Below are 12,678 nucleotides of genomic sequence, written 5' to 3'. Positions count from 1 at the left end.
CTGTTGGCTGGCACGGGGACTTTTCTTCTTCGCCGGTAATGACGATAGAGACATCAATTTCTCCGTTTCTAACTGGCGCACAGCGTCTTATAAATCCTGCATGCGCATGGTCTGGTGCACAAAGCGGTGCTGAATATCCTGGGCCGAGCTGAGTAAGCCTTCAAGAAAGGTTTTACTTTCCTGGCTTGGGCATTGGGGCACCAGCGCCTCAATATCCGCCAGCAACTTATTGTCCAGCGACAATGCCAGTTCCAGCACATCTTCTTGGGTTGCATTAGCTTTTATATCGACATAAGTCAGCGATTTATCAAAATGACTGTCGATAGCGTTATCAAACCAGGTATCCAAAGCCTCCCCTGGCGTTTTCAATACACTGGCGTAGTCGTCAGAAACTTTTTTCTCATGGTCGACCAAGTAATGCAGCATCATCCGGGTGCGTTCAGCGTCGGCATTATCGGCCAACCGCTGATAAAGCTTACTTAGCGCAAAATGCGATTCACAAAGGTGGTTAACAAGATCACGAACAGTTTTAAAGCGCATGACAGTCTCTCCTTGATGTTCTTGGGCGCAACTCAAGCCAGCATGACCTAGCCAGCAAGCAAGTCAAGCTTGCCAATATTTATGGTCAAAAAACCTTCACCTTTCAGACACCTCGGCGAAACCCCCTTGTCACACCCGTCCACCAAAATGCCGAAAATTCAACGTGTTTGAGACGTTCACAATGACAACCAATAATTATTTGCTACCCAGTTTACTGACCTTAAGTATCAGCGCTGCTCTATGCCAGACCGCACATGCCGACGACAGTTCCGCCACCGACAGTAGCGATTCAAAAACTGAGACCATTTCGGTGGTTGGTACCCGTATCGCTTACGCCAACAACAGCACCACTGAAGATACCAAAGCCTTTACGCCGTCCATGTCCAGCGTCAACGACCTGTTAGACATGTTGCCCGGTGTTAGCGTCGGTGAAGGTGGCGTTTTTGGTAGTGACGATTGGTCCACCACCATCACCATGCGCGGTTTTACCCTTAATGGCTCAACGCACCAGCTAGGGATGACCGTTGACGGTGTACCTAACGGCGGTTCTACTTACGGCGGAGGCTCTAAAGCCAACCGCTTCTTAAGCACCGAAGACACCGGCCGCGTTGAGGTGATGCAGGGTACTTCGGATGTCTCTTCCCCGTCCCTCGACGCCCTCGGCGGTACCTTTAACTATATTTCTGCAGCGCCCAATGAACAGCGTGGCAGCAAAGTGTCTGTCACCACCGGTGACGACGATGCCCGAAAATACTACCTGCGCTACGACACCGGCCGCATTTTTGATGGCACCACCACCAGCTATTTAAGCTTGTCCCATAACAACAACAACCGCTGGATGCAGGAAAGCGCCAACATTCAAGGGGCTGACGACCTTTATGCCTCCTATAAAGCGGTAAGCGAGTTGAACTGGGCCACGGTTACTAGCCGTATCAGCTACGACGATGTTGATGAAAGTAACTACAACAGCGTCAGCCTCGCACAGTTTAATGAAGACCCAACCTGGGACCGCCTCACCGGCAACTGGACCGGTAACCCCGAGCTTGACCAAAACTACGCGGCGGCCTGGCGCACCCTTCGCAAAAACACCCTGGCTTACATGCGTTTTGACATGTCGCCCAGCAACAACACCCGCCTGGTAATAACGCCTTATTATCACCACATGACCGGGCGCGGCGACTGGTTGCCACCCTACCTGGTAGAAACCAACGGCAGCGGCAGCGTGTTAACCGACACCGATGGCAATGCTTTAACCGCCTATTGCCAAGACAGCTCAGGTAATTACATTACCGACGAAAGCCAGTGCACCAGTAGCGACAGCTATTTGTCGAGCTATCGCCACACCCACTACCGCAAAGACCGTTACGGCTCTACTGTGAAGTTGAACTGGGATCTTTCTGCCTTTAACACCTTAACCACCGGGCTTTGGGCTGAATATTCCGACCGCCGTGAATACCGCGACTGGCACCAGGTTATTGACCCTGCCACCAGCATGGAATACGACCATAACGCCTACTATCGCCAGTACGATTACGACTATATCCAAAACACCAGTAACTACTACGTGCAAGACAAATGGATACTGGGCCCGGTGACCATTAACGCCGGTGTGCGCCAGTTCTTTGTCAACATCAAACAAAAAGACAACCAGCAAGGCGGCAATGAAGTGGCATCGCTAACCAGCGACTCAGATCTGCTTCCCATGTTCGGTATCGTTTGGAGTTTTGCCCCAAGCTGGGAAGTCTATTCTGGCTACTCAGAAAACTACAAAGCCTTGGACGACAGCCTGTTATCCAGCGACTTGGACATTTCCAGCCTCAAACCGGAAACGGCGAAAAACATCGATTTGGGCCTGCGTTACTTCGGCCAGAACTTGACCGTAACCACGGCGCTTTACCACATTAAATTTGATAACCGCATTACCGAAATCGACCAGAACATTGCCAGCGGCATTGATTACCTGGGCGAGTCTGACAGCGAGTATGTCAACGTGGGTGGTATTGAATCGCAAGGCTTTGAAGGCAGCCTGAGCTGGGATATGACCACTAACTGGAACCTCTACAGCTCTCTGACCTTTAACGACTCTAAATACACCGCCAACAGTTTGATGGACGTTAACGATGCCTACGTTGACCTGCACAACAACGAAGTGGGTGGCTCGCCGCGCAAAATGGCAGTGGTGTCATTGAACTACAAAGAAGGCGCCTATCGCGGCGGTATTGAGGCCAAATATACCGGCTCTTACTACGGCGACTATGAGAACCAAGACACCATTCCTTCCCACACCATTAGTTCGCTTTACGGCGGTTATCACATCGATTTGGGCAGCAAGGATCTGAAGTCTTTGGACCTGTCGCTGAACATTACCAACCTTACCGACAAAGCCTATCTGGCTGGCGGTAATGACGGCAGCTACTACATCGGTGCCGGCCGTACCGTTACCGCCACCGCCTCTTTGGCCTTCTAACCCCCACCCCGGCGTGTTGCCGGGGTGTCTTTTTTTGCCGTAGAAGGAAAACCGCCATGGTTGATTTAAACCGTCGCCGCTTTTTACAAGCCACGTCTTTAGCCGCTGCTGGCCTTGCCACGGCGGCTGTTTTGCCCGCCAGCATTCGTCAAGCACTGGCCATTGAGCCAGCCCGGGAAACCGGCACCATTAAAGACGTCAAGCATGTCGTTATCTTCATGCAAGAGAACCGCTCTTTTGACCACTATTTTGGCGCCATGCGTGGTGTGCGTGGCTTTGACGACCCAGCCGCGATGCAAAGCCGCCCAGGCCGGTCGGTGTGGCAGCAACACACTGCCAAAACGCCTGCGCCGGTGCTGCCTTTTCATTTAGACAGCCACAATACCTCGGCCCAAACCATGCACGACCTTAACCACGACTGGCGTGGTCCCTTGAGTGACTGGGCACAAAATGACGTTTGGGCAACGCAGAAAACCGCGATGACCATGGGCTATTTCAAACGCGACGACATGCCGTTTTACTACGCGCTGGCCGATGCCTTTACCGTTTGCGACGGTTACCATTGTTCGCTGTTTGGCCCCACCAATCCGAACCGAATGTTCCTTTGGACCGGCACCAGTGGCCTGAGTGTGGGTAACAACGGCGAGCAAGCCGTCGCCAATAAGGACGACGGCAACTGGACTGCCGATATGGACCGTGACCACAGTGAGTTCAGCCCTTATCAATGGACCACTTATGCCGATCGTCTCGATAAAGCCGGGGTGAGCTGGCAGATTTATCAGGAATACGACAACTTCGGCGATAACGCCTTGCAGTCGTTTAAACAATTTCGTGGCCTGAACCATAACAGCAGCCGCTATCAAAAAAGTCGGGCCTGGGTTGCCGGCTCCAGCGCCGAAAATGCCGCCGCCTCAAGGGGTGAGCATCTGGTGGCCGCTTTTGCCAAAGACGTGAAAGAAGGCACCTTACCAGCGGTATCCTGGCTTATTGCCCCTTATGTGTTGTCAGAACATCCCGAGGCCTCTCCTGGCTACGGCGCCTCATTAACCGCCCGGTTGTTGGAAGCATTAATGGCCAATCCTGAGGTCTGGTCAAAAACGGTGTTCTTACTCAACTACGATGAAAACGGCGGCTTTTTCGACCACATTCCGGTACCGGTGCCGCCCATTCATGGCGAAATGGGTAAAAGCAATGTGGCGATGACTGGCGAGAGTTATCACGGCGAGGCAGTTGGCTTTGGGCCACGGGTGCCGATGATGGTGATTTCCCCCTGGAGCCGTGGCGGCTGGGTCAATTCACAACTGTTTGACCACACCTCGGTACTGCGTTTTCTAGAGCAGCGCTTTGGCGTTGGCGAACCGAACATTTCGCCCTGGCGGCGCGCCGTGGCCGGGGACTTAACCAGCGCTTTAGACTTTGCCGGTAAAGACCCTGTTTGGCCGACCCTGCCCAACACCGAGCATTACATCGGTGCAGTCGACAAGGCCGCCAAGCTGCCGGCACCCAGTTTGCCGCCAACCGCGAAAATGCCCCGCCAGGAAAGCGGCCAGCGCCCGGCTCGCGCCCTGCCTTATGCCTTTGATGCCAAGCTGGCAATAGACGCAGGCCAGTTACAGCTGTCACTGGAGAACCACAGTGCGGTGGCCGTCGCGCTCAATGCTTATGACCGCCAGGCAACGCAATCTCCGCGCTTTTACACCGCCGCGGCCAACACCACCATCAATGACAGCTGGCCGATAACCGAGAAGGTAGACTGGGCAATACACGGCCCTAACGGCTTTATGCGCCAATTTGCCGGCCACCCAGCGGATAAAATGCAGGCAGAGCTTAACCAGCGCAGTCAGGATAGCTTGGAGCTGGTGTTGGCAAATCATGGCAACACCCTGCTAGAAGCCAGGCTTGAAAACCGCTACCGCCATCAAGAGCAACGGCTAAAGCTAAGCCCTGGGCAGCGTAAAACGCTGACTATCGCTATCGACCAAGATGCCCATTGGTACGACTTGGCCCTTAGCCTGCCAGCGAAGCCCCATTTTGCCCGGCGTTGGCGTGGCCATATTGAAACCGGTAAAGCCAGTTATTCCGACCCCGCCCTTGGCGCCTGATAACGCCAGACACAAAAAAGCAGGCCAAGTGCCTGCTTTTTATAATTCCACCAGCTGGTTTTGGGCTCGCCCTTGCGACTTACTTTGATAAAGCGCGCCATCGGCGGCTTCGACTAACAATAGCGCCGTGGCCTCGGCGGTCGGTATTTGTGTGGCGATGCCGATACTCACCGTGACCTTGTCACTGACATCGGACTGGCTGTGCGCTAACCCCAACGCCGCTATCACCTGCTGCAAGGTATCACCGACTTTTTGCGCGCCTTGGGCGTCGGTATAGGGCAACAGGCAGGCAAACTCTTCACCGCCATAGCGGCACAATAAATCCAAAGGCCGTTTCAGGGCGCTTTGTAGCGCCTTTGAGGTCTGACGCAAACAGTCATCCCCGGCCAGATGGCCATAGCAGTCGTTGTAACGTTTGAAAAAGTCGACATCAATCAGCACCACCGTTAGCGGTTTATGTTCGCGGCGGCACATCAGCCAGTATTTTTTTAACTCCTCGTCAAAGCGCCGCCGGTTGGGTACCCCTGTCAGGCCGTCAAGCAATGCCATGTTGCGCATAAAATCGTATTGCAGCTTTAACGCCACTTGGCTTTTAACCCTGGCTCTGACTATCACCGGGTTAATGGGTTTGGAAATGAAGTCCACGGCGCCCAGTTCAAAACCGTACGCCTCGTCCATATCCTCATTTTGCGAGGTAACAAAAATGATGGGGATATCGGCGGTAGTAGGGTCTTTTTTTAAGGTTTGGCAGACCTGATGGCCAGAGATGTCCGGCATCATCACGTCCAGTAAAATCAGATCGGGTTTTTGGGTTCGCGCCTGTATTAAGGCTTGTTCGCCAGAAGTAGCGAACAGGCATTCATACTCGTCCTTAAATATTTCATTTAAGGCGCGGATATTAATGGGCTGGTCATCCACGACAAGCAGCCGGGGGCGACCGACAAATCCCGGTAACCTCTCCTGCATGTGGTTCAGCACGGTAACTTCTCCTTGATAAGCGCAAGTTGACGAGCAGCCAGTTCAAAATCCATGGCGTCCGTCGCTTGTTGTAGCGCCTTGGCTTCGGCGGTAACGGCCGGCATATCAGCCAGTTGCGCCATCAGCAGTTCCACTTTATCCAGTGCCTGTAAGTTACTGCTCTCCAGCAAGGCCTGTAGCTGTTCAATATTCGCTGCGAGGTCTTGAGTGCTGGCCGCGGCGGCGGCGATGGGCAGTTCATCCTCGGGTAACAGGCGCTGGATCTCAGCGTAGTTGCGCTCTGCCGATAGCCGCAAATTTTCAACCAGTCCCGGCGTTAATTCTTGGCGCTGGGCAACAGTTTCAGCAGCTTTGAAGGCGGCCTCTAATTGCTGGGCCAGTTGCTGCAAATCGCTCAGGCCAGCCGTACCGGCAGAACCTTTAATGGTATGCAGTGAGGTTTGAATAGCGGGCCAGTCACCCTCGGCGACCTGCTGTGACAACTGTTCGGTTAACGCCATAAAGGAAGGTAAAAAATCGGCCAGCAATCTTTTATAAAGCCGAACATTGCCACCAAAACGCTCCAAAATTGGCGCCAGCTCGGGCGGTATCTGTGCCGTTTTTTTAGCCGCCAAAGCTTTTTGACCGGTGTAGCGAAGCACCGCTTCCACCACTTTGGGTAAGTCCAAAGGTTTGCCAAGATGGGCATTCATACCGGCTTCAATACAGGCTTGCTGGTCTTCGGCACTGACATTGGCAGTCATGGCAATAATGGGCAGCTGTTGAAAACGCCCGTCGCTACGAATACGGCGGGTTGCTTCCAGGCCATCCATACCGGGCATTTGCATGTCCATCAGCACTAAATCAAAGGCCCCACCTTCCATCACCCGCGAAACCCCTTCCATGCCATCACCGGCAATATCAACAATAGCGCCTTCCCCCGCTAACAATTCTGACGCCACCATCTGGTTGAAGTGGTTATCTTCAACCACTAACAGTCGCAAGTTATGAAGGGGTAACGCCGCAGGCATGCCTTTTAGCGCGCTGGGCTTTTGCTGTTTTTCCGCTTTTTGCTGCACATGGGTAATGCTGTCGACCAGCTGATGCGGCAACGCCGGTTTCGCCAGGAAAGAATCCACAGGTGACTGGTCATTAAAGACCGGTAGTTCGTCGTGGGCGGCGGCGCTAATTAAAATAATGGCCGGGGTTTTATTAAGGCTAAGTTCTTGGCGAATACGCCGCGCCGACTCAATGCCATTCAGGTTTGGCATCAACCAGTCCATCAATACCAAGTCAAAACCGGCACCTTGCTGGTCAGCCTGGCTGACTGCGGCAATGGCCTGTTGGCCGTCGGTTACGGTACTGACTTTAGCGCCAAGATAGCGCAAGGTAATATCCAGCAATTTTCGGGCTACCGGGTTGTCTTCGACTAACAAAATCGACATTGGCGGCAGTGACAATGGCGGCGCTTCGCCAAAGTCTTTATCTATCGCCAACTCAAGCTCAAACCAAAACCGGCTGCCCTGGCCCAAGGCGCTGTCAATTTTCAGCTCGCCCCCCATCAGCGACACCAAGCGCCGGCAAATCACCAGCCCTAAACCGGTGCCGCCATAGCGGCGGGTGGTGGAAGCCTCGGCTTGGGTAAAGCCCTCAAAAATGCGTTGCTGCTGATCGGGGCTGATACCAATGCCGGTATCGGTTACCGAAAGCCGCAGTTGCACCTTGTCGTCATCGACATGGGCCTGCTCAACCTTCACCACAACTTCACCCTTATCGGTGAACTTAATGGCGTTACTGGTGAGGTTAATAAGCACCTGTTGCAGGCGTAATTGGTCACCTATCAGGCTCGGCGGGATCTCGGGGTCAAAATCAAACAATAATTCGATAGGTTTGCTGCGAAGGTTGGCTGACATTACTACCGCCAAGTCTTGCATTAGCCGACTCATTTCAAATGGATGCGGGTCCAGCTCCAACTTACCGGCATCAATTTTCGAGTAATCGAGGATATCGTTAAGTAGCGCCAGTAGCGATGTGGCAGCAATTTGCGCCTTGCTGGCATAGTCTTCTTGGCGACTCGACAAGTTGGTTTTGTGCAGCAGCTGCAGCATGCCTAATACCGCATTCATCGGCGTGCGAATTTCGTGGCTCATATTGGCCAAAAACATCGACTTGGCGGCGTTAGCGGCGTCGGCCTGTTCTTTGGCAACAATCAGGCTTTCACGCAGCTCCCTATCCACCGTAATGTCACGGTTAATACCGGTGACTTTTACCGGTTTGCCATAAATATCATGCTCTACATAGGCTCCGGCTTGCAGATAGCGGACCTGGCCATCAGGCAAAACAATGCGAAATTCCGGGTCATAGTCATCACCAAATTTAATTGTGTTATCAAGACCCTGGCTGACTAGCGGCAAGTCTTCTGGCAGTACCCGCTGTTCCCAATCGCTAAAGGCCACCTTATGCGGAGCGCTCTGGTTTGGTTCCAGCTGATAAAGTGCGAACATTTTTTCGTTCCACTCCATCTCCTGGCTATGAATATTCCAGCTCCAGATCCCAAGCTCCGCCGTTTGTGATGCCATCAATAAGGTATGGGTGGTGGATAACAGCTCGTCGCGGGCTTGTTCGAGTTCTTCTGAGGACCTTTTCAGCTCTGAAATATCAGACGCAACCCCAAGGTAGCCGGTGATAATGCCTTCTTCATTGCGAATGGCGGTCACCACCAAGTTGATAGGAAAAATGCTGCCATCCTTGTGGCGATATTGCCATTCGCTGGCCTCAGCCCCTTCATGGGTGGCTTTGTAAGTAAAAACTTCAAAACCAGAGATAGGCTGCTGGTATTTCACCGACATTGCTTCAGCGCGTTGGCGAATTTCCTCTTCCAGATGAAACAGCACCGGCGATTGCTTGCCAACTACCCGCTCAGCCTTGTAACCCAGCAGGCGCTCAGCACCGGAATTAAACAGGGTTATGGTGCCCTCGGTATCGGTGGCAATGATGGCAAACTCGGAAGCCGCCGACAGCACGTTTTTAAACAGCAAATTGACATCAGCCAGTTCGGCGGTACGGGCAGCCACTTCCCGTTCCAAGTTGCTGTTTAGCTCCCGTATCCGCGCTTCATTGGCCTTTTGGTGGGAAATATCTCTGACCGTTTTCGAGGCGCCAATCACCTGCCCTTCCGGCGAAAAAATGGGTGACACCGATACCGATACCGGGATCTCGGTGCCATCTTTTTTCGCTCTGATGGTTTCAAAAGAATAAATCGATTCCCGATGACGCACCTTGGCCAAGATCTGCGCTTCTTCACCTTTAAAACGTTCGGGGATCACCAAATCAATAATGTAGTGGCCGATGGCTTCGTCGCGGCGGTAGCCAAAAATGCGTTCAGCGCCGGCGTTCCAGCTGGTGACCTTGCCTTCCAAGGTTTTACCGATAATGCCGTCATTGGAGCTTTCAACAATGGCCGCTATTTTGGTGCGCTCGCTGTTAAGACGCTTGGCATTGCGATAGCTGGTCAGCAGGGCGGCCACCAGGGTGCTTATCAACAGCGATAACGAGATCCCAAGTAAAGCCGTTAGCACCGGCGACATCAGGTGCTGTTGCTGTAAAAAGGCCGGCAGCACCGATAAGGTCATTTTCCAGGTTCGCCCTAAAAATGCGATATCGCGGCTAAAGGGATACATGCCGGCAGTGGTGGCCGTACTGAAAAAAGGCTGCGGATGCAGAGCATCGGTGACATCGGTTAATTGCAAACGCAAGCGGTTGCCATCCAGCGGCATACTGGCCATCACCTCGTTAATATTCAGCGGTACCAATACCCAGCCCAAAAGCTGTTCGCGGCGCAGGGCCTCTGACGTCGGCGTTTTAGCCTGCTGGTAAATGGGCAACATCATCAAGAAACCCTGATGATTTTGAGAAGGTTGATCAATTAAATTAATAGGAGCGGTGAGCATTGGCTGACCAGAGTCAGCAGCTAAGTCTGCCGCAAGGCGGCGGCTGGGGTTTGAGGCGATATCAAAGCCGATAGCGTTAAGGCCGTAATCGGTTGCCGGTTCCATCAGTTGCACCACATAGAGGTCTCCCTGATGAGGCTGCTGGGTAATGATTTTGAAATTCGGCCAGTCGCCTTGCCTTTCCGCTGCTACAAAAGCGGCCAACTCATTGCGTTTAACGACCCGGACAAAGGCAAAACCCCTGGCACCAGGAAAATCGTTTTTCAGATTTTGAGAAAGCCCAAATTTATGAAAATGGCTGCGATCAAGGCCATTATTTTCGGCCATCAATACCGCAATTCTCGCCCCTTGCAGGCCGACCTTATATTGATTGAAACGATCGAGAAGGGATGTAAAAACCGGATCAGCCGCTTCTTTCACTGCGGTAGCAATGTGTTTTTGGTTATCAATTCTTACCGCAACAACAGCGACAAAGGTAAAGGTTAAGCAGATAAAAAGGGTGAGCAGCACCCATTTTTCTTTAAGCGGTAGCAATACACTTTTGTTCACTTTGGCGCCCTCCATGTGGCGCCGGCAAGACTCACAAGCGACATCCTCACTCCCTTTTCGTTGCCACCTAACACCAGAGCATTGCCACCCTAAGGCCGAACAGCTAACTGGCTGTTTTCGAAACAATCAAAGTGTAGCCAAGGATTGAAAGCCTGCTGACGCGCCATTTTTTTCCCTTTTGCAGCAATGCCAGAATAAAACCGGCAAAAGCGAGCATTAGGAAAAGCACAGACGATAAAAGGCCGTCACTCGGACGGCCTTTTTGTATTTGGAGCGGGAAACGAGACTGACTGGGCCGACATTCGGCTCGCGGCCCTTCCACTGGCACTGTGAATACCATGGTAGTTATTGGTATTAGCGAATATCGATAAGCAAAAAGGCCGTCACTCGGACGGCCTTTTGTATTTGGAGCGGGAAACGAGACTGACTGGGCCGACATTCGGCTCGCGGCCCTTCCACTGGCACTGTGAATACCGTGGTAGTTATTGGTCTTAGCGAATATCAAAAAGCAAAAAGGCCGTCACTCGGACGGCCTTTTGTATTTGGAGCGGGAAACGAGACTGACTGGGCCGACATTCGGCTCGCGGCCCTTGCCGCTGGCACTGTGCACACCGTGGTAGTTATTGGTATTAGCGAATATCGATAAGCAAAAAGGCCGTCACTCGGACGGCCTTTTGTATTTGGAGCGGGAAACGAGACTGACTGGGCCGACACTCGGCTCGCGGCCCTTGCCGCTGGCACTGTGAATACCATGGTAGTTATTGGCATTAGCGAATATCGATAAGCAAAAAGGCCGTCACTCGGACGGCCTTTTGTATTTGGAGCGGGAAACGAGACTGACTGGGCCGACATTCGGCTCGCGGCCCTTGCCGCTGGCACTGTGAACACCGTGGTAGTTATTGGTATTAGCGAATATCGATAAGCAAAAAGGCCGTCACTCGGACGGCCTTTTGTATTTGGAGCGGGAAACGAGACTTGAACTCGCGACCCCAACCTTGGCAAGGTTGTGCTCTACCACTGAGCTATTCCCGCATTGTATTGCGCCTATTGGCGACTTTTAGCTTTCGCCTGGTAGTCAGTTAACAAAACCAACCACCTTTGAATTTGGAGCGGGAAACGAGACTTGAACTCGCGACCCCAACCTTGGCAAGGTTGTGCTCTACCACTGAGCTATTCCCGCATTGTTGCGCCTATTGGCGACTTTTGAAAATAGCGAATCTAACCGCAATATTTTCTGAATTTTCAGCGGGAAACGAGACTGACTGGGCCGACACTCGGCTCGCGACCGTCGCGATTCTCACGCCTGGTAGTCGATTAACAAAACCAACCACCTTTGAATTTGGAGCGGGAAACGAGACTTGAACTCGCGACCCCAACCTTGGCAAGGTTGTGCTCTACCACTGAGCTATTCCCGCATTGTGGCTTAAAAGCCGCCGCCGGACTTCCCCGACAGCGGAGCGCATTGTACCTAAAAATTTCTTCGGCGCAACAGCCTAAAATGTTGTTTGCCGCCTTTTTAGGCAGCGGGCACTTTCAAAAAGTGCTGGCGATAATAACGCAGCTCAGCAATGGACTCACGGATGTCATCCAGCGCCAAGTGGGTTTCCTTTTTCTTAATGCCAGCCAGAATGTCCGGGGCCCAGCGCCGCGCCAGCTCCTTAAGGGTGCTGACATCGAGATTACGGTAGTGAAAATAGGCTTCAAGCGCAGGCATATATTTCACTAAAAACCGCCGGTCTTGGCCAATGGTGTTGCCGCAGATGGGCGATGCGCCTTTGTCTACCCACTTCTCAAGAAAGGCAATGGTTTGCTGCTCGGCGTCAGCCTCAGAAACACTGCTGGCCTTGACGCGCGCCACCAAGCCGTTGGCGGTATGGGTACGGGTACACCATTCATCCATGCTATCAAGCAGCGCGTCACTTTGATGCACCGCTAACACCGGGCCTTCGGCCAAGATATTCAACTCTTGGTCGGTAACGATGGTGGCAATTTCGATGATCCTTTCCTGCTCTGGGTCCAGGCCGGTCATCTCCAAATCGATCCAAATCAGATTATCTTTGCTCATGGGTTTTCTTTTGTCGGCTCACCTCGGTGTATCATAGGGTTTTGTGCC

6 protein-coding genes and 3 tRNA genes are annotated in these 12,678 nt (G+C 52.7%); 2 read left to right on the top strand and 7 right to left on the bottom strand.

Features of this window, described 5'->3' with window-relative positions:
- Positions 1-87 precede the first annotated feature (87 nt).
- Entirely contained in the window at positions 88-540 is a 453-nt protein-coding gene (locus tag DW350_RS02680; RefSeq protein WP_115717371.1) for a hypothetical protein, read from the bottom strand.
- A gap of 181 nt (positions 541-721) precedes the next feature.
- Here DW350_RS02680 and DW350_RS02675 point away from each other — a divergent pair, with 181 nt between their 5' ends.
- Positions 722-3,007 (top strand): TonB-dependent receptor domain-containing protein, encoded by a 2,286-nt coding sequence (locus DW350_RS02675; RefSeq protein ID WP_115717370.1) that lies wholly within the window; start codon positions 722-724, stop codon positions 3,005-3,007.
- A gap of 56 nt (positions 3,008-3,063) precedes the next feature.
- The gene (locus DW350_RS02670; protein ID WP_115717369.1) at positions 3,064-5,109 is read left to right on the top strand and encodes a phosphocholine-specific phospholipase C; all 2,046 of its coding nucleotides are present in this window, start codon (positions 3,064-3,066) and stop codon (positions 5,107-5,109) included.
- A gap of 39 nt (positions 5,110-5,148) precedes the next feature.
- On the opposite strand, the gene DW350_RS02665 is transcribed toward DW350_RS02670, so the two are convergent.
- The 6 genes from DW350_RS02665 to orn all read right to left on the bottom strand — a co-directional run bounded on the left by DW350_RS02665 (position 5,149) and on the right by orn (position 12,630).
- Positions 5,149-6,087, bottom strand: coding sequence for a diguanylate cyclase domain-containing protein (locus tag DW350_RS02665; protein ID WP_336406967.1), 939 nt, complete (start codon positions 6,085-6,087; stop codon positions 5,149-5,151).
- Positions 6,081-10,565: a PAS domain-containing hybrid sensor histidine kinase/response regulator gene (locus DW350_RS02660; RefSeq protein WP_192954785.1), complete on the bottom strand. Its 4,485-nt coding sequence runs from the start codon at positions 10,563-10,565 to the stop codon at positions 6,081-6,083. The genes DW350_RS02665 and DW350_RS02660 overlap by 7 nt, the downstream gene beginning before the upstream one ends.
- Before the next feature lie 957 nt (positions 10,566-11,522).
- Positions 11,523-11,597 (bottom strand) — tRNA-Gly (locus DW350_RS02655).
- Between the two features lie 73 nt (positions 11,598-11,670).
- Positions 11,671-11,745 (bottom strand) — tRNA-Gly (locus tag DW350_RS02650).
- Positions 11,746-11,905: 160 nt separating this feature from the next.
- Positions 11,906-11,980 (bottom strand) — tRNA-Gly (locus tag DW350_RS02645).
- A 101-nt stretch (positions 11,981-12,081) separates the two neighbouring features.
- Positions 12,082-12,630: an oligoribonuclease gene (gene orn / locus DW350_RS02640; protein WP_115717367.1), complete on the bottom strand. Its 549-nt coding sequence runs from the start codon at positions 12,628-12,630 to the stop codon at positions 12,082-12,084.
- Positions 12,631-12,678 lie beyond the last annotated feature (48 nt).

The organism is Gallaecimonas mangrovi (genome assembly GCF_003367375.1).
Classification (GTDB): domain Bacteria; phylum Pseudomonadota; class Gammaproteobacteria; order Enterobacterales; family Gallaecimonadaceae; genus Gallaecimonas; species Gallaecimonas mangrovi.
This window is presented reverse-complemented; position numbering and strand designations above follow the sequence as displayed.